This window comes from Fictibacillus sp. EA-CB0309 (assembly GCF_055814265.1).
This window is the reverse complement of the sequence record NZ_CP169271.1, coordinates 2,304,129-2,323,037: the sequence shown is the minus strand read 5'-3', so window position 1 is coordinate 2,323,037 and position 18,909 is coordinate 2,304,129. Positions and strand designations below refer to the sequence as shown.

The window sequence follows — 18,909 nt, the reverse complement described above, 5'->3', positions numbered from 1 at the left end:
TTGCTCAAAGGTGAAACAAACGGAGGAAAAAACCTAGGAGGTGCCATTATGGCAGTAATTTCAATGAAACAATTGTTAGAAGCTGGTGTACACTTTGGTCATCAGACTCGCCGTTGGAATCCGAAAATGTCTCGTTACATTTTCACAGAAAGAAACAGTATCTACATTATCGATCTTCAAAAGACGGTAAAGAAAGTTGAAGAATGCTACAATGTTATGCGTAACATCGCAGCTGACGGCGGAAAGATCCTTTTCGTTGGAACTAAGAAACAAGCTCAAGATTCAGTTAAAGAAGAAGCTCAACGTTCAGACATGTACTACATCAACCAACGTTGGTTAGGTGGAACTTTAACAAACTTCGGTACAATCCGCAAGCGTATCAACCGTTTGAAAGATCTTGAAAAAATGCAAGAAGACGGTACTTTTGAAGTACTTCCTAAGAAAGAAGTTATCCTTCTTAAAAAGGAAATGGAACGTCTTGAAAAGTTCCTAGGCGGAATTAAAGACATGAACAAGCTTCCTGATGCATTATTCGTAGTTGACCCTCGTAAAGAGCGCATTGCGATTGCAGAAGCTCGTAAATTAAACATTCCGATCATCGCAATCGTTGATACGAACTGTGATCCGGATGAAGTTGATCACGTTATCCCTGGTAACGATGATGCAATTCGTGCAGTTAAACTTCTAACTGGTAAAATGGCAGATGCTATCATCGAAGCTAACCAAGGCGGAGAAGAAGTAGCAGAAGCAGCTGAAGAAGAGACTACTGCTTAATTAAATGGAATGCTCAAGGGTGGTAGAGGGGATGACCCTTTATCACCTTTTTTATGTAAAGCACACTAAAGCACTACATATCCCATAAGGAGGCAAAAACACATGGCTATTACAGCACAAATGGTTAAAGAATTGCGTGAAAAAACTGGCGCAGGTATGATGGATTGTAAGAAAGCATTAACTGAAACAGATGGTAACATGGAGGCGGCAATTGATTACCTTCGTGAAAAAGGGATCGCGAAAGCTGCTAAAAAAGCTGACCGTATCGCTGCAGAAGGTCTAACTTCAGTAATCGTTGACGGGAACAAAGCAGTAATCCTTGAAGTGAACTCTGAAACGGATTTCGTTGCGAAGAACGAAAACTTCAAAAACTTGATCGCTGAACTAGGTAACCACTTATTGGCTACTGAGCCTGCTTCTGTTGAAGATGCATTAGCTTCTGACTTTAACGGAACTACAGTTAATGACTACATTAACGCTGCAATCGCAAAAATCGGAGAGAAACTTACACTTCGCCGTTTTGAAATCTTGAAAAAGATGACAACGCAGCATTTGGTGCATACCTTCACATGGGTGGACGTATTGGAGTTCTTTCAGTTGTTGAAGGAACAACTGAAGAGGAAGTTGCGAAAGACGTGTCAATGCACGTTGCAGCTGTAAACCCTAAGTACATCTCTCGTGACGAAGTAAGCGAAGAAGAAGTAGCTCGTGAGCGTAAAGTGTTGACTGAACAAGCACTTAACGAAGGCAAGCCTGAAAACATCGTAGCTAAAATGGTAGAAGGACGTCTTGGTAAATACTTCGAAGATATTTGCTTAAACGATCAATCTTTCATTAAAGATCCAGACCAAAAGTTGGTAAATATGTAGCTTCCAAAGGTGCTACTGTTAAAGCCTTCGTTCGTTTTGAAGTTGGAGAAGGTCTTGAAAAGCGTGAAGACAACTTCGCAGAAGAAGTTATGTCTCAAGTGAAAAAGTAAGCACAGTTTTAAAAGAGGAGCACGTTGTGTTCCTCTTTTTTTAGAAATAACCTGAGTTTCATAATGGCAATACTTTCAAAAATTGTTCTTTCATTGATCTTCAAAACATCATTGACAAGTTGAATGGAGTGTAAGGTGCGAGACTCCTGGGGGATCAGCGGGACAGGTGAGACACCTAAGTGCGCAAAGCGAAGAGGTGGCTCACCGCACGCCCCCGGAAAGCGAGCACCTGAAACGGAAATCAACCTCATTCAAGAGGAACTTAAACGGCCATGATAAACCAGGTAAATACATTTTTTAGGTGATGGAGGGACAAATGACTACTTCAAAATATAAACGAGTCGTCTTGAAATTAAGTGGAGAAGCATTAGCAGGTGAACAAACTTCAGGAATTGATCCAAAAATTGTTCAATCTATTGCTGAGCAAGTGAAAGAAATTGTTGAATTAGACGTAGAAGTTGCTGTAGTTGTAGGCGGTGGAAACCTATGGCGTGGTAAAACGGGCAGTGAGATGGGAATGGACCGTGCATCAGCAGACTACATGGGTATGCTTGCTACTGTCATGAATTCATTAGCCCTTCAAGACAGTCTTGAAAACATCGGGGTTCAAACAAGAGTACAAACATCTATAGAAATGCGTCAGGTTGCAGAACCTTATATCAGAAGAAAAGCCATTCGTCACCTTGAAAAAAAGCGTGTTGTTATATTTGCAGCAGGAACAGGTAATCCTTATTTCTCTACAGATACTACAGCCGCACTTAGAGCAGCAGAAATTGAAGCAGAAGTAATCTTAATGGCGAAAAATAACGTTGACGGTGTCTATTCAGCAGATCCTAAACTTGACGAGAATGCTGTTAAATATACAACATTATCTTATCTTGATCTACTAAAAGACGGTTTGGCAGTTATGGATACGACCGCTTCGTCTTTATGTATGGACAATGATATTCCGTTAGTTGTTTTCTCTATTATGGAAGAAGGAAACATCAAACGAGCAGTTGCTGGTGAAAAAATTGGGACGGTTATAAGGGGGAAAAACTAATGGCAAAAGAAGTTTTAACTCAAGCAGAAGAAAAAATGCAAAAAGCAATCGGAGCGTTAAGACGTGAATATTCAACGCTTCGCGCAGGCAGAGCAAATCCTTCGTTATTAGACAGAGTACAAGTTGATTATTATGGAACTCCAACTCCGATCAATCAGCTAGCTGGTGTTACAACGCCAGAAGCGAGACTTTTAGTTATCCAGCCATACGACAAAACAGCGATGGCTGATATTGAAAAAGGCGATACTAAAGTCTGATCTTGGTCTTACTCCTTCAAACGACGGTCAGGTTATCCGTATTGCAATTCCTGCATTAACGGAAGAACGCAGAAAAGAACTCGTTAAACTTGTTAAAAAGTTTGCAGAAGAAGCAAAAGTAGCGCTTCGCAACGTTCGCCGTGATGCAAATGATGATCTGAAGAAACTTGAAAAAGAAGCAGAGATTACAGAAGATGAACTTCGCCGTTATAACGATGACGTTCAAAAACTTACTGATAAATATACAGCTGAAGTTGATTCTGTAAGTTCAGTTAAAGAAAAAGAAATCATGGAAGTATAAAGCTTTTCCATGTACAATTAAATATAAAAAGCCCTCTATAAAGGGGGCTTTTTTATTAGACTTATCACCACGGTTTATCATGAATAATTCGATGAACAAATGAAGTCTAGAAGATGGAGGCTTATACATGCTTGACAAGCTTTTCTTTAAGAAAAAAGGTCCTGAAACAAATACATTTAAAGAAGAAAACATTCCATCTCATGTAGCCATTATTATGGATGGAAATGGGCGATGGGCTAGAAAAAGAGCTCTGCCACGTATTGCAGGCCACCATGAGGGAATGAAAACGGTTAGGAAAATAGTTAAAGAATCAAATAGAATGGGGATTAAAGTTCTCACGCTTTATGCTTTTTCAACTGAAAATTGGAAGAGACCTCGCGAGGAAGTAGATTTTTTAATGAAGCTTCCTGGTGAATTTTTAAATACTTTTCTTCCAGATTTGATTAAAGAGAACGTACAAGTGCGAATAATGGGTAAAAAAGAACTTCTGCCGCTTCATACGATAAAAGCTGTAGATGAAGCGATCAACAAGACAAAAAATAACACAGGTTTAATTTTAAATTTCGCATTGAACTATGGCAGTCGTGATGAAATTACAGCTGCAGTTAAAACACTAGCTTCTGAAGTAAAACAAGGTAAGTTAGAACCCTCAGAGATCGATGAATCAATGATTGAAAAGCACTTGATGACACATGGCCTTAATGATCCTGATCTATTAATCAGGACGAGTGGTGAGGTGCGATTAAGTAACTTTATGCTATGGCAGCTTGCTTATTCTGAATTTTGGTTTACAGATGTGTTGTGGCCAGATTTTTCTGAGGAGCATCTACAAGAAGCTGTATCACAATTTGCCGGACGAGGCAGGCGGTATGGCGGTGTTTAATTAAGGAGGACTTATGAAACAACGGATTATAACAGGTGTAATCGCAGCCGTTTTATTTATAGGGATTACCCTTTACGGAAGCTGGCCGTTCTCACTTTTAATACTTTTACTCACAGGGATAGGCATGTATGAATTATTGCGGATGAAAGGAATGGCGTTTTCTTTCATTGGAGGAATCGGGCTACTCTTAGCAGTCCTGATCGCGCTGCCTCAACAATGGATGGAAAACCTTGAACCCTTTACTAAAACAGATGCCATTATACTTGCGGTTCTTCTATTACTAGTTGTAACTGTCGTACACAAAAACAAAACAGACTATAACCATATTTCATTTGTATTATTTAGTTCCATTTATGTAGGCTTTGGCTTTTTCTATTTAGAAGAAACTAGAATCTTAGAAAATGGCGTACAGATTTTGTTTTTAATTTTATTTATGATTTGGGCAACAGATTCTGGAGCTTATTTTGTTGGTAAGTCAATGGGTAAACGGAAACTATGGCCAGTGATCTCACCAAACAAAACGATTGAAGGTGCTGTTGGTGGTATTTTCTTCAGCTTATTAGTCGGTGTTATCAGCTATGCTGTTAATTTTGTTGAGATGTCATTGCTTCATATTTTAGTTATTTCTGTTGTTGTAGGGATTTTTGGTCAAATCGGAGACTTAGCAGAATCTGCATTTAAACGTATATATGATGTGAAAGACTCTGGTACTCTCCTTCCTGGACATGGTGGAATACTAGACAGACTAGATAGTGCATTATTTGTGTTCCCGTTGTTGCACGTACTTCATTTGTTAGGATAATGGTTGGAGGTATAGTATGAAATTAGTCAGTTTATTAGGTGCTACAGGTTCAATTGGCGTTCAAACATTAGACGTGATCGCCTCTCACCCTGAACAATTCAAATTAAGTGCTATGTCTGTTGGTAAAAATATTGAAGCTGCTGAAAAGATCATTCAAAAATTCAAACCTGAAATATGTGCTGTTCAAAATGAAGAAGACGCAAGGAAGCTTCGTTTAAGAGTAGATTCATCAATTAAAATTGTTTCAGGTATGGAAGGCCTTATTGAAGCGGCAGTTTCAACTGACTCATCTGTTGTGGTTAATGCGGTTATAGGCAGTGTAGGACTATTGCCTACTTTAAAAGCGATAGAGGCGAAGAAGACGATTGCATTAGCAAATAAGGAGACACTTGTTACAGCTGGTCATCTTGTAATGGAAAAAGCAAAGAAACACAACGTAACAGTACTTCCAGTTGATTCTGAGCATTCAGCAATCTACCAATGCCTAAATGGTGAAGATACCAACCGAGTTGAAAAACTAATCTTAACAGCTTCAGGTGGAAGTTTTAGAGATAAAACCCGTGAAGAATTAAAAAACGTAACAGTGCAAGAAGCATTGAATCATCCAAATTGGTCTATGGGTGCGAAAATTACCATTGATTCAGCCACGATGATGAACAAAGGTTTGGAAGTCATTGAAGCTCACTGGTTATTTTCCTTTGATTATTCCAAAATAGACGTCATTTTACATAAGGAAAGTATCATACACTCTATGGTAGAGTTTGTTGATACAAGCATCATCGCTCATCTCGGACAACCTGATATGAGAGTGCCGATTCAATACGCGCTTACATATCCCGACAGACTTGAATTAGTAAACGGGAAAAGGTTAAACTTATGGGAAGTTGGAAAGCTGCATTTTCAAAAGATGGATTACGATCGGTTCAGATGCTTGAAACTAGCATTTGAAGCAGGAACTGCAGGAGGGTTAATGCCAACAGTCTTAAATGCAGCGAATGAAAAAGCGGTCGAGTTATTTTTGAACGGTCATATTACGTTTCTTGAAATAGAAGAAATGATTGAACGTGCAATGCAAGGTCTGTCAAATGTCAGTACCCCTGATTTTGAGACAATTCAGGAAACAGATACAAGGACTCGAAAGTTTGTGGAGTCACTACTAAGTAAAGGCAGGTAATGGAAATGAACACTGTGATAGCCATTATCATCATTTTAGGGGCTTTAATTTTCTTTCATGAACTGGGACATCTTTTGCTCGCAAAGCGTGCCGGTATTTTGTGCCGTGAGTTTGCAATTGGATTTGGCCCAAAAGTGTTTGCTTTCAAAAAAGGGGAAACAGTCTATACGATTCGTCTATTGCCTCTTGGAGGATTCGTGCGTATGGCTGGTGAAGATCCAGAAGGCATAGAACTTAAGGCAGGTCACAGAGTTGGTTTGATCTTTAATGGGGCAAATGAAGTGGAGAAGATCGTCGTAAATCACCGTGATAAATATCCGGTTCAAAAAACGATTACGATCGAAAAAGCCGATTTAGAACGAGAATTATACTTAACAGGTTTTGAGAATGAAGACACTGGATCTGAAACTTATCAAGTAAAAGAAGATGCACTATTTGTTGCGGATCATCAAGAGATGCAAATCGCTCCTTATAACCGTCAGTTCGGATCGAAGACGATCATGCAAAGAACACTTGCCATCTTTGCTGGTCCAGCAATGAACTTTTTACTTGCGTTTATTATTCTTGTAGCCTTTTCATTAATGCAAGGAATTCCAACGAATGAGTCAAGACTGGGTACTCTGCAAGAAGGTGCTGCAGCAGATAAAGCTGGTTTATTACAAGGTGATAAAATCATCGCTGTTCAAGGTGAAAAGATGGATGATTGGAAAGAGCTTGTTTCAGTTATTCAGCAAAACCCTGGTGAGAAGCTTATGTTTACAATCAACCGGGATGGTGAAGAGAAAGTCGTTCCTGTTACATTAGGTACACGAAAAGGTGCTGAAGACCAAAACGAAGGTTTTATTGGAGCACATCCATTTACAGAGTCTTCTTTTGTCGGTTCACTTGAATATGGTGCTAAACAAACATGGTTTATGACAACGGCTATCTTTACCGGGCTTGGTCAGCTTATAACAGGACAGCATGGAATTGACCAGTTATCTGGACCACTTGGAATCTATGAATACACGGATCAAGCGGCAAAAGCTGGTGTGTATATGTTATTACAATGGGCTGCTATTCTAAGCATCAACTTAGGAATCTTCAACCTGTTGCCTCTGCCTGCTCTTGATGGTGGGCGACTCCTCTTCTTAGGAGTTGAGGCATTAAGAGGAAAACCGATCGACCCTCAAAAAGAAGGAATGGTTCATTTTATCGGATTTGCTTTTCTTATGTTACTGATGCTTGTGGTTACATGGAATGATATACAGAAAATATTTCTTGGTTAATTAGGGATTATTTGAGGAGTAGAGATTATGAGACAAAGTCAGTTGTTTATGCCAACATTACGGGAAGTTCCTGCAGATGCCGATGTAAAAAGTCATCAGCTCCTTTTAAGAGCAGGATTTATCCGCCAAAATGCAGCAGGTATCTATTCTTTCTTGCCGCTGGGGAAAAAGTGCTTCATAAAATAGAAAACATTGTACGAGAAGAAATGAATCGTGCCGGATCTCAAGAGATGATGATGCCGGCACTTCAGCTTGCAGAACTTTGGCAAGAAAGCGGAAGATGGTACAGCTATGGACCGGAACTGATGAGATTAAAAGATCGCCACGAACGTGATTTTGCTCTTGGAGCGACACATGAGGAAGTCATTACAAGTATCATTCGTGATGAAGTAAAATCTTATAAAAAGCTTCCATTGAGTCTGTATCAAATTCAAACAAAATTCAGAGACGAGAAGCGTCCGCGTTTTGGTCTTCTTCGAGGAAGAGAGTTTATTATGAAAGACGCTTACTCTTTCCATGATAAACAGGAAAGTCTTGATGAAACGTATGAAGCGATGAAAGATGCATATTCAGCAATCTTTAGCCGCTGCGGATTGAACTTCCGAGCGGTCTTAGCAGATTCAGGGGCTATCGGCGGTAAAGACAATCATGAGTATATGGTTTTATCAGATATAGGGGAAGACTTGATCGCCTATTCAACTGAATCAGATTTTGCTGCAAATATTGAGATGGCGCCTGTATTGCTTAACGAAGAAAGTTCTTCTGAGAATCTGCTTGAACTCGAAAAAGTAGAAACGAAACACGCAAAAACAATCGGAGAAGTTTCCGAATTCTTAAATGTTTCAACTTCAAAAATTATTAAATCATTGCTTTATATCGCTGACGAACAGCCGGTTCTAGTTCTCGTAAGAGGCGATCATGAAGTCAATGAGATTAAGCTTAAAAATGAACTTTCAGTTACAGATGTAGTGTTAGCTACTGAAGAAGAAGCAAAAAAGTGGTTGAACACTGAGCCAGGTTCAATTGGCCCAATTTCTGTATCGAAAGAAGTAAAAATCATTGCCGATCAAGCGGTGCCTTTGATGGCAAATGCGGTTTGTGGTGCAAATGAATCAGGATACCATTTCATGAATGTAAATCCGAATAGAGATTTCGAACTTAACCAATCAGCTGATATCCGCTTTGTCGTAGAAGGTGACTTTTCGCCGGATGGCAAAGGTACCATCGTTTTTGCAAAAGGAATTGAAGTTGGTCATGTATTTAAACTTGGAAAAGTATACAGTGAGCCGATGAAAGCTTCTTATCTAGATGAAAACGGAAAAAATCAAATCATGTCAATGGGTTGTTATGGTATTGGGGTTTCTCGTACACTAGCAGCAGTTGCTGAAGAAAATAACGACGATAAAGGCTTGATCTGGCCGTTATCACTAACTCCATTCGATGTGCACTTAATTGCTGTTAATAGTAAAAACGCAGAGCAAGCTGCTCTTTCTGATGAATTATATAAGCAGATTAAACAGGATGGATATGATTGTTTATATGATGACCGTCCTGAGCGTGCAGGTGTTAAATTCGCTGATAGTGACTTAATCGGATTGCCGATTCGTGTTATGGTAGGTAAGCGAGCTTCTGAAGGTATCGTTGAAGTGAAGATCCGTAAAAGCGGAGAATCTTTTGAAGTACCTGTTTCAGAACTTAGCAGTTTTATTAAACAAGAGTGGGATAAACTTAAAAATTAAAGGCTGCTTTTGTAAATCTTTGTAGTTCTTGTGAGTGGTTGATTTCCGTTTCAGGATACTCGCTTTCCGGGGGGGTGCGGTGAGCGACCTCGTGCCTTGCACGTTGGTGTCTCACCGGTCTAGCTGCAACGGCTAGCCCCTCGAGGTCAAATGTTAAATGGTCTGTGATGGAGCCGATACCGCATTTCGGACTGTCACACTAATCCCCCAGGAGTCTCGATCCTTACACTCCAATCAACTTGCAATGAAGCAGTTAAAGTAAAACTTTTTGAAGTTACCACCAAAAAATGAAAATAATTAAAGAGGAGGTACCTCTCGTATAAGAGGTACCTTTCCCTTTGCACTTTAAGTTAATATAATCAAAAGCGCGTCCATATAAATATTTCGTATAGTATAATAAAAAGGTGTAAACGTATGAAATTGTACGTTCGGTAAATTTTAAAAACCCCTTTAAAAGGAGGTTCTTATGAGCGGAAATGATCAGCAGATCAGACAAGAAAGGCTGTCGCTTCTTTTAGAACAACTAGGAATTCCTGAAGAGATGAAAACCGGTTTTTCGGAAGGGACAATCGAAAAACTTACAATAGATAAAACGAATCGAAGCTGGCATTTTTCCATCGGGATCAATCGTCCGCTTACAGCAGAAGGTTATGCGTGGTTTAGTTCTAGTCTTCATCAAACATTTCAACATATTGCAAAAGTGACTTTTTCACTCCAAACGAAGGAGAGTTTTCAGTCAGAAGAGCTTCTTGGCTATTGGCCTTTATGTAAAGATAAGCTCGTGGAGACTACAGGACCAAGTCTATCCAGTATGCTCTCAACTCAAGATCCGGTAGCAGACGGAAACTTTTTATGTCTAACGGTCCGAAACGATGCGGAAGAAGCTTTAGTGCAGAGAAAACTTTCTCCAGTTATTAAAGAGATGTACAGCCAGTTTGGTTTTCATTCAGTAATGGTAAAAACAGAAATTAAACATTCTGAGGAAGATTTTCAGAAGTTTTTAGAACAGCGAAAGCAAGAAGATCAGAATAAAGTGATGGAAGCTCTCATTGAAAAAGAAAAGTCAGCGAATAAAGCGGACGGCCCTGCTGCAAGAACAGATATTATGATTGGTTACTCGATCAAGGACGAACCAGTGCCGATCCAAACCATTCAAGATGAAGAAAGACGTATTACGATACAAGGTTACGTTTTTCATGCTGAGACAAGAGAGCTTAGAAGCGGTCGTACATTGCTAACATTTAAGGTTACGGATTATACGGATTCTCTTTTAGTTAAGATATTTTCACGGGATAAAGAAGATATCCCTATTTTGCAAGGTATTCAAAAAGGCATGTGGCTAAAGGTCCGCGGCGGTATTCAAAACGATACCTTTGTCAGAGACCTTGTTATGATTGCAAACGATATAAATGAAATCAAGCCTGAGTTCAGAAAAGATTTAGCTGATGATGATAATAAGCGTGTTGAACTTCATCTTCATACACCGATGAGTCAGATGGACGCAGTATCTTCCGTTTCTTCACTTGTGGGACAAGCTAAAAAGTGGGGGCACCCAGCTGTTGCGATTACTGATCATGCTGGTGTGCAATCTTTTCCTGAAGCATATAGTGCAGGCAAGAAAAACGGTATTAAGATTCTTTATGGACTTGAAGCAAACCTGGTAGACGATGGTGTTCCGATCGCGTACAATGAAGCACCTAGAAAACTATCAGAAGAAACGTACATTGTATTTGACGTTGAAACGACCGGATTATCAGCGGTTTATAATAAAATTATTGAACTAGCTGCGGTAAAGATTAGAGGCGGAGAAATCATTGACCGTTTCGAGAGGTTTGCTAATCCGCATGAATCTTTATCAGATACGACGATAAATTTAACAGGCATAACAGATGATATGGTTGAGAATGCGCCTGAAATTGAAGAAGTCCTTCGAGATTTCCATGAATTTATGGGCGATGATATTTTGGTTGCGCATAACGCAAGCTTTGACATGGGATTCTTAAACGAGGGCTTACGAAAGATAGGCTTAGGTGAAGCGAAGAATCCCGTTATCGATACACTGGAACTTGCGAGATTTTTGCTTCCACAGTTAAAGAATCATAGACTGAATACACTTTGTAAAAGGTTTGACATTGAACTTACACAGCATCACCGTGCAATCTATGATGCAGAAGCAACAGGGTACCTTTTATGGAAGCTGTTAAAAGAGACGTTTGAAAAAGAAATTTTCTATCATGATCGTCTGAACGATAACATGGGTCAAGGGGGATTCCAGCGTTCAAGACCGTTTCACTGTACGTTGCTGGCTGCAACCCAAGAAGGATTGAAGAATCTATACAAACTCGTTTCTGAATCACATCTTTCTTATTTTTATAGAACACCGCGTATTCCACGTTCACGACTCAGTAAATTGCGTGACGGAATTTTAGTAGGATCTGCATGTGACAAAGGTGAAGTATTTGAAGGCATGATGCAAAAGCCCATTGAAGAAGTAGAAAAGATTGCGGAGTTTTATGATTATCTAGAGATTCAGCCGCCAAGCAACTATTATCACCTAATTGAAAGAGAACTTGTTGCTGATGAGATGAATTTAAGAGAGATTCTTTCAAACATCGTTCAGTTAGGCGAGAAATTAAACAAACCAGTTGTAGCAACAGGAAACGTACATTATTTAAATCCTGAAGATGCGATCTACAGAAAGATTTTAATTTCTTCACAAGGCGGTGCAAATCCGCTGAACAGACAAACGCTCCCTGAAGTTCATTTTCGAACAACGGATGAGATGTTAGATTTGTTCTCGTTCTTAGGTGAAGAAACAGCTGAAAAAGTAGTTTGTGAAAACACAAGACATATTGCGGATAGTATTGAAGAGATTAAGCCGATACCTGACGACCTTTATACACCGAAGATCGAAGGTGCGGATGATGAAGTTCGATCAATGAGTTACAACAGGGCAAGAAGCATCTATGGTGAAAATCTTCCTGAACTTGTTGAGAAGAGACTGGAAAAAGAATTAAAGAGTATTATTGGACACGGGTTTGCAGTTATATATTTGATTTCACATAAACTCGTTAAGAAATCGTTGATCGATGGATATTTAGTAGGGTCACGTGGATCAGTAGGTTCGTCATTTGTTGCGACTATGACTGAGATTACAGAAGTAAATCCGCTGCCTCCGCATTATGTTTGCCCGAACTGTAAAGAATCACATTTCTTTAACGATGGTTCCGTTGGATCTGGCTATGATCTACCTGATAAAGAGTGTCCTGAATGTAATGTCTTATATATAAAAGATGGACAGGATATTCCGTTTGAAACGTTCTTAGGATTTAAAGGAGACAAAGTTCCTGATATTGACTTGAACTTCTCTGGAGAATATCAGCCAAGAGCACATAACTACACGAAAGAACTGTTTGGTGAAGAGTATGTGTATCGTGCGGGTACGATCGGTACCGTAGCTGAAAAAACCGCTTATGGTTATGTAAAAGGATACGCGGGTGACCATAATTTAACGATTCGATCTGCAGAAGTAGACCGTCTCGTTTCAGGTTGTACAGGGGTGAAAAGAACCACAGGACAGCATCCAGGTGGAATTATTGTAGTTCCTGATTATATGGATATCTATGATTTTTGTCCTGTTCAGTTCCCAGCTGATGATAGTTCATCAGAGTGGAAAACGACTCACTTTGATTTCCACTCTATTCACGATAACCTGTTAAAACTTGATATATTAGGTCACGATGATCCTACAGTTATCCGTATGCTCCAAGATTTAAGCGGAATCGATCCAAAGACGATTCCTGCTTCTGACCCTGAAGTTATGAAAATCTTTTCGGGACCAGAAGTGTTAGGTGTTACTGATGAACAGATCATGTGTAAGACAGGTACGCTTGGTATACCAGAGTTTGGAACAAAGTTTGTAAGACAGATGCTAGAAGAAACGAAGCCAAGCACATTTTCTGAACTTGTTCAGATTTCAGGATTATCACACGGTACAGACGTTTGGCTGAACAACGCAAACGAACTGATCGCAAACGGAACGTGTGTACTAAAAGATGTTATCGGGTGCCGTGACGATATTATGGTCTATCTCATCTATAAAGGTCTTGATCCTTCACTTGCTTTTAAAATCATGGAAAGTGTACGTAAAGGTAAAGGTCTTCCTGATGAGTGGATCGATGAGATGAAGCAAAATGATGTGCCTGACTGGTATATTGGATCATGTTTGAAGATTAAATACATGTTCCCTAAAGCCCATGCGGCAGCTTACGTTTTAATGGCCGTACGTATTGCCTATTTTAAAGTTCATTATCCAATCTGGTTCTATGCAGCTTACTTTACGGTAAGAGCTGATGATTTTGATGTGGAATCCATGATTCGAGGATCAAAGGCACTGCGTACGAAGATTGAGGAGATCTCGGCTAAAGGCCTTGATGCTTCTACTAAAGAGAAGAATCTTCAAACGGTGCTTGAGCTTGCGTTAGAAATGTGTGAAAGAGGACTTTCGTTCCAAAAGATTGACTTGTACCGTTCAAGCGCCACAGACTTTTTAGTTGAGGGCGATACGCTCATCCCGCCTTTTAATTCGATAGCGGGTCTTGGGACGAATGCAGCTCTTAACATTGTGAAAGCAAGAGAGCAAGGAGAATTTCTTTCAAAAGAAGATCTTCAGCAGCGTGCTAAACTATCCAAGACCATTATTGAGTATTTAGATGACCAAGGTTGTCTAGAAGGAATGCCTGATGCAAACCAGCTTTCACTGTTCTAACACGGGCTTTTAGAGCCTTCAGAAAGTTGCAGTATTTTACTGGTTATGGTATAGTATTTTTGGAAATACTGTTGAATGAATAACTGTCGGCGAAAGAGTGGGGCTCCCCACTCTTTCGTTACGTTTTAAGGTCATTCAGTTAGAAGGAGGGCAGCAATGAGTCAGAAGATTACAGAGCTCACATCAGAGCTTGTAACCCCAATCGTTGAAAAACTAGGACTTGAACTTGTTGACGTTGAATTTGTTAAAGAGGGTAAAAACTGGTTTCTCCGTGTTTATATTGATTCCACGAGTGGAGTTGATATTGAAGAATGCGGAACTGTCAGTGAACAGTTGAGTGAAAAATTAGATGAACTTGATCCGATCGAACAGCCCTACTTTTTAGAAGTATCTTCTCCAGGTGTTGAGAGACCGTTAAAGAAACCTGAAGATGTTAAAAATGCTATCGGCAAAAATGTAAACATTAAACTTTATGAGCCTATTAATGGTGAAAAAGTATATGAAGGACTTTTAAAAGACTTTGACGGTGAAACGCTGTTCATGGAGATCAGAGTAAAAACGCAAGTGAAAAAGGTAGAGTTGCCGTATACAAAAGTGGCAAACGCCCGTCTTGCGGTTGTTTTTTAATGAAGAGGGAGAAGAAAAATGAGTACCGAGCTTTTGGATGCACTTACATTGTTAGAAAAAGAAAAAGGGATAAGTAAAGAAGTTATTATTGAAGCGATTGAAGCAGCCCTTATTTCTGCTTATAAGCGTAATTTTCATCAAGCGCAAAATGTTCGTGTTGATTTTAACAGAGACACAGGAAGTATCCGTGTATTTTCTAGAAAAAATGTGGTTGAAGAGGTTGAGGACGATCGTCAAGAAATCTCAGTCGCTGAAGCACAAGCAATTAACCCTGGGTATGAACTTGACGATATAGTAGAAGAAGAAGTTACACCAAAAGACTTCGGCCGTATCGCAGCGCAAACAGCTAAACAAGTTGTTACACAGCGTGTGCGTGAAGCAGAACGCGGAATTATCTTCTCAGAATTTATTGACCGCGAAGAAGACATTATTACAGGAATCGTTCAAAGACAAGACCACCGCTATATGTATGTAAGCCTAGGCAGAGTAGAAGCATTATTGCCAGCTGCAGAACAGATGCCTGGTGAATCACATACTACGAATGACCGCATCAAGGTGTATATTACAAAAGTTGAAAAGACTACTAAAGGTCCTCAAATTTTGGTTTCAAGAACTCACCCTGGTTTATTAAAACGTTTGTTCGAACTTGAAGTACCTGAAATTTATGATGGTACTGTTGAAATTAAATCGATTGCACGTGAAGCGGGAGACCGTTCCAAGATTGCTGTACATGCTGCTGATCCTGAAGTGGATCCAGTAGGTTCTTGTGTAGGGCAAAAAGGTGCACGTGTCCAAACGATCGTAAATGAATTGAACGGCGAAAAGATCGATATCGTTCGCTGGAGTGAAGATCCTGTCGTATATGTGGCTAATTCACTAAGTCCTGCAAAAGTACTTGAAGTTCAAGTGAATGAAGAAGAAAAAATGACAACTGTAATCGTGCCAGATTATCAACTTTCACTAGCGATTGGTAAAAGAGGCCAGAATGCTCGACTCGCTGCCAAGTTAACAGGTTGGAAGATTGATATTAAAAGCGAGACAGAAGCAGTAGAATCAGGTGTTTATGATCCTGCAAACGCTCGAAATGATTTCTTCGACGATACTGATGAGGATGAAGAGTAAGAGAAGACGAGGTGGAGACAATGAAAACACGCAAGATTCCTATGAGAAAATGCGTAGCCTGTCAAGAAATGAAGGCTAAAAAGAATTAACACGTATTGTCCGCTCGCCTGAAGGTGAAGTCTCTGTTGATACGACAGGGAAAAATCCGGAAGAGGAGCCTACCTTTGTCATGAACCCGCTTGCATCGAACAAGCAAAAAAGAAAAAGGTTCTTGAGTCGCATTTGAAAACGAAGATACCAGCTGACTTATATGAACAGCTTGAAAAAGGAAGTCATACATCTTGAAACCAACTCCTTGGGAAAACTTTCTTGGAATAGCAGTTCGAGCCGGTAAAGTCATATCCGGTGAAGAACTAGTTGTTAAAAGCATACAAAAGCAAAACGCTAAAATTGTTTTGCTGTCTAAAGATGCTTCTGAAAATACAAAGAAAAAAGTTACTGATAAGTGCCTCTTCTATAAAGTTGATCTTGTATGGATTGAAGATCGCAATATTTTGGGCAAGGCCATTGGTAAAGAGCAACGAGTTGTAGTTGCTGTAAATGATCAAGGATTTTCTAAGCGTTTAAAGGAACTTCTTGATCACTAACTCGGGGGTGAACATATGAGTAAAATCCGCGTATACGAATATGCGAAACAGAAAAATGTTCAAAGTAAAGACATTATTGAAAAGCTGAAAACGATGGATGTCCACGTAGCAAATCATATGTCAATGATTGATCAAGCAGCTCTTAAGAAACTGGACGAAGCATATCGTCCTAAAGCAAACAAAGATCAAACAAAATCAACAAATCAAAATCAACTCCCTAAAACAGATATGAAAAATAGCAACTCTGGTAATGACACCAAATCTAATAAAAAGGAAGTTCAAAAAGAGAGTAATATGAAAATAAAAAAAGAGAACAATAACTCATCACAATCTAAAGGACCAAAGTCCACTAATACAAACAATCAAGGCCAAGGCGGCCAAAACGGCCAAAACAAGAGCAATAACAATCAAAACAGAAATAACAACAACAATAACAACAGAAATCAAAATAACAACAACAGAAACAACAACAAAAATAACAACAACAGAAACAAACAAAATAGAGGCGGAGGGAACCACCAGCAACAAGCTCCACAGAAAAAGGTTCTTGAAACGCCAAGCAAGATTACTTTTACAGATTCACTTCAAGTAGGTGAGCTTGCAAAAAAATTAAACAAAGATACTTCTGAGATCATTAAGAAATTAATGGGTTTTGGCATCATGGCGACAATCAACCAAGAGCTTGATAAAGAAGCGATTGAACTGATTGCCGCAGATTATGATGTTGAGGTAGAAGAAGAAATCATCGTTGATGAAACAGAATTTGAGAACTATGAAGTAGTTGATGATGAAAAAGATCTTCAAGTTCGTCCTCCAGTTGTAACGATCATGGGACACGTTGACCATGGTAAAACAACACTTCTTGATGCGATCCGCAACACGAAGGTAACGGCTGGTGAAGCAGGTGGAATCACTCAGCATATCGGTGCTTATCAAATTACAAATAACGGAAAACAAATTACGTTCCTAGATACTCCTGGACATGCTGCGTTTACAACAATGCGTGCACGTGGTGCTCAAGTTACGGATATTACGATCCTTGTTGTAGCTGCAGATGATGGTGTAATGCCACAGACAGTCGAAGCGATCAACCATGCTAAAGCTGCTGAAGTTCCAATCATTGTAGCTGTTAACAAAATGGATAAAGAAGCAGCTAACCCTGATCGTGTAATGCAGGAGCTTACTGAACACGGACTTGTTTCTGAAGCTTGGGGCGGAGATACAATTTTTGTAAACGTTTCTGCGATTAAAGGTGACGGAATCGATGATTTGCTTGAGATGATCAACCTTGTTTCAGAAGTTGAAGAATTAAAAGCAAATCCTAACCGTACTGCAGCAGGAACTGTTATCGAAGCACAGCTAGATAAAGGCCGTGGATCTGTAGCAACACTTCTTGTTCAGTCTGGTACATTAAACGTAGGTGACCCAATCGTAGTCGGACACACTTATGGACGTGTACGTGCGATGGTGAACGATCTTGGACGCCGTGTTAAGACTGTAGGACCATCTACCCCTGTTGAAATTACAGGATTAAACGATGTTCCACAAGCTGGAGACCAGTTCATGGTATTTGCTGATGAGAAAAAGCTCGTCAAGTTGGTGAATCACGCTTTAAAAAGCAACAAGATGCTCAACGTAAAGAATCTTCGAAACTGAATCTTGATGACCTCTTTAACCAAATTAAAGAAGGCGACATTAAAGAAATCAATGTGATCATCAAAGGTGACGTACAAGGTTCTGTTGAGGCACTTGCAGGATCTCTTCAAAAGATTGATGTTGAAGGCGTAAAAGTTAAGATTATCCACTCTGGTGTTGGGGCGATCAATGAGTATGACATCATGCTTGCATCCGCTTCAAATGCTATCGTAATTGGTTTTAACGTTCGTCCTGATACTGGTGCGAAGCGCACTGCGGATGCTGAAAAAGTTGATGTTCGTCTGCACCGTATTATCTATAACGTGATCGAAGAAATCGAGTCAGCGATGAAAGGAATGCTTGATCCTGAATTCGAAGAGAAAGTAATCGGTCAGGTAGAAGTTCGTACAACATTTAAAGTATCTAAAGTGGGTACGATCGCTGGATGTTATGTTACTGAAGGTAAGATTACAAGAGACTCAACAGTTCGCTTGATTCGTGATGGAGTGGTATCTTACGAAGGTAAGATCGACGCGCTTAAACGTTTTAAAGATGATGCTAAAGAAGTTTCAGCTGGATATGAATGTGGTATTACGTTAGAAAAGTTCAATGATATTAAAGAAGGCGATATTATTGAGGCTTATATTATGGAAGAAATAAAAGTAAAATGATCGGCTTATTAACGGTTGAGTTTTTCATATATGAAGCACAGTCGTTAAAAGATAAGCGTTCAGTTGTCCAAAAAGCGGTAAACAGGGTTCGTCAACGCTTAAATGTAGCTGTTTCTGAAACGGATTTTCAAGATTTGTGGCAGCGCGCAGAGATAAGTATGGTTACCGTTTCTTCGGACAAAATAATAGCAGAAAAAGAATTGCAAAGAGCACTTGCGATTATTACATCTATTGCTGAATTGGAAGTTACTGATTCTAACATTGAGTGGCTATAAGGCAA

The 18,909-nt window shown here is 39.6% G+C and carries 12 protein-coding genes and 5 pseudogenes; all 17 read left to right on the top strand.

Annotation, left to right across the window (positions count from 1 at the left end; genetic code table 11):
• Nucleotides 1-48 precede the first annotated feature (48 nt).
• The 17 genes and pseudogenes from rpsB (at nt 49) to ACEWFH_RS12770 (ending at nt 18,904) form a co-directional block, all read left to right on the top strand.
• Complete coding sequence (rpsB, locus tag ACEWFH_RS12850) at nt 49-774, top strand: 30S ribosomal protein S2 (RefSeq protein ID WP_473724340.1); 726 nt, start codon at nt 49-51, stop codon at nt 772-774.
• A gap of 102 nt (nt 775-876) precedes the next feature.
• Nucleotides 877-1,753: pseudogene (gene tsf, locus ACEWFH_RS12845) on the top strand (translation elongation factor Ts).
• Between the two features lie 135 nt (nt 1,754-1,888).
• Nucleotides 1,889-2,029, top strand: a complete 141-nt coding sequence (locus ACEWFH_RS12840; protein WP_473724339.1) for a hypothetical protein — start codon at nt 1,889-1,891, stop codon at nt 2,027-2,029.
• 40 nt (nt 2,030-2,069) lie between these two features.
• A complete protein-coding gene (gene pyrH, locus ACEWFH_RS12835) occupies nt 2,070-2,795 on the top strand; it encodes a UMP kinase (protein ID WP_066240860.1) in 726 nt (241 codons plus the stop codon).
• Nucleotides 2,795-3,353, top strand: a pseudogene (frr, locus tag ACEWFH_RS12830) (ribosome recycling factor). The gene pyrH and the pseudogene frr overlap by 1 nt, the downstream one beginning before the upstream one ends.
• A 127-nt stretch (nt 3,354-3,480) precedes the next feature.
• Complete coding sequence (locus ACEWFH_RS12825) at nt 3,481-4,236, top strand: isoprenyl transferase (RefSeq protein WP_473724338.1); 756 nt, start codon at nt 3,481-3,483, stop codon at nt 4,234-4,236.
• 13 nt (nt 4,237-4,249) lie between these two features.
• Nucleotides 4,250-5,038 (top strand): phosphatidate cytidylyltransferase, encoded by a 789-nt coding sequence (locus tag ACEWFH_RS12820; protein ID WP_473724337.1) that lies wholly within the window; start codon nt 4,250-4,252, stop codon nt 5,036-5,038.
• A 16-nt stretch (nt 5,039-5,054) separates the two neighbouring features.
• Entirely contained in the window at nt 5,055-6,212 is a 1,158-nt protein-coding gene (gene dxr, locus ACEWFH_RS12815) for a 1-deoxy-D-xylulose-5-phosphate reductoisomerase (protein WP_473724336.1), read from the top strand.
• A gap of 5 nt (nt 6,213-6,217) precedes the next feature.
• Nucleotides 6,218-7,480 (top strand): RIP metalloprotease RseP, encoded by a 1,263-nt coding sequence (gene rseP, locus ACEWFH_RS12810; RefSeq protein ID WP_473724335.1) that lies wholly within the window; start codon nt 6,218-6,220, stop codon nt 7,478-7,480.
• Between the two features lie 27 nt (nt 7,481-7,507).
• Nucleotides 7,508-9,219 (top strand): annotated as a pseudogene (locus ACEWFH_RS12805) (proline--tRNA ligase).
• Nucleotides 9,220-9,685: 466 nt separating this feature from the next.
• Nucleotides 9,686-13,987 (top strand): PolC-type DNA polymerase III, encoded by a 4,302-nt coding sequence (locus tag ACEWFH_RS12800; protein ID WP_473724334.1) that lies wholly within the window; start codon nt 9,686-9,688, stop codon nt 13,985-13,987.
• 156 nt (nt 13,988-14,143) lie between these two features.
• Nucleotides 14,144-14,614 (top strand): ribosome maturation factor RimP, encoded by a 471-nt coding sequence (rimP, locus tag ACEWFH_RS12795; RefSeq protein WP_289495660.1) that lies wholly within the window; start codon nt 14,144-14,146, stop codon nt 14,612-14,614.
• An 18-nt stretch (nt 14,615-14,632) separates the two neighbouring features.
• A complete protein-coding gene (gene nusA, locus ACEWFH_RS12790) occupies nt 14,633-15,736 on the top strand; it encodes a transcription termination factor NusA (protein WP_473724333.1) in 1,104 nt (367 codons plus the stop codon).
• 20 nt (nt 15,737-15,756) lie between these two features.
• A pseudogene (gene rnpM, locus ACEWFH_RS12785) lies at nt 15,757-16,021 on the top strand (RNase P modulator RnpM).
• Nucleotides 16,018-16,323 carry a YlxQ family RNA-binding protein gene (locus tag ACEWFH_RS12780; protein ID WP_473724332.1) on the top strand — a complete coding sequence of 102 codons (306 nt, stop codon included), beginning with the start codon at nt 16,018-16,020 and terminating at the stop codon, nt 16,321-16,323. The pseudogene rnpM and the gene ACEWFH_RS12780 overlap by 4 nt, the downstream one beginning before the upstream one ends.
• A 15-nt stretch (nt 16,324-16,338) precedes the next feature.
• Nucleotides 16,339-18,629 (top strand): annotated as a pseudogene (infB, locus tag ACEWFH_RS12775) (translation initiation factor IF-2).
• Entirely contained in the window at nt 18,626-18,904 is a 279-nt protein-coding gene (locus ACEWFH_RS12770) for a DUF503 domain-containing protein (protein ID WP_473724331.1), read from the top strand. The pseudogene infB and the gene ACEWFH_RS12770 overlap by 4 nt, the downstream one beginning before the upstream one ends.
• Nucleotides 18,905-18,909 lie beyond the last annotated feature (5 nt).

Excerpts from the sequence above, each read along its gene's own strand:
- rimP (WP_289495660.1), top strand. The coding sequence starts at position 14,144 with ATGAGTCAGAAGATTACAGAGCTCACATCAGAGCTTGTAACCCCAATC.
- dxr (WP_473724336.1), top strand. The coding sequence starts at position 5,055 with ATGAAATTAGTCAGTTTATTAGGTGCTACAGGTTCAATTGGCGTTCAA.
- ACEWFH_RS12825 (WP_473724338.1), top strand. The coding sequence starts at position 3,481 with ATGCTTGACAAGCTTTTCTTTAAGAAAAAAGGTCCTGAAACAAATACA.
- rpsB (WP_473724340.1), top strand. The coding sequence starts at position 49 with ATGGCAGTAATTTCAATGAAACAATTGTTAGAAGCTGGTGTACACTTT.
- ACEWFH_RS12800 (WP_473724334.1), top strand. The coding sequence starts at position 9,686 with ATGAGCGGAAATGATCAGCAGATCAGACAAGAAAGGCTGTCGCTTCTT.
- ACEWFH_RS12770 (WP_473724331.1), top strand. The coding sequence starts at position 18,626 with ATGATCGGCTTATTAACGGTTGAGTTTTTCATATATGAAGCACAGTCG.
- rseP (WP_473724335.1), top strand. The coding sequence starts at position 6,218 with ATGAACACTGTGATAGCCATTATCATCATTTTAGGGGCTTTAATTTTC.
- ACEWFH_RS12820 (WP_473724337.1), top strand. The coding sequence starts at position 4,250 with ATGAAACAACGGATTATAACAGGTGTAATCGCAGCCGTTTTATTTATA.
- nusA (WP_473724333.1), top strand. The coding sequence starts at position 14,633 with ATGAGTACCGAGCTTTTGGATGCACTTACATTGTTAGAAAAAGAAAAA.
- pyrH (WP_066240860.1), top strand. The coding sequence starts at position 2,070 with ATGACTACTTCAAAATATAAACGAGTCGTCTTGAAATTAAGTGGAGAA.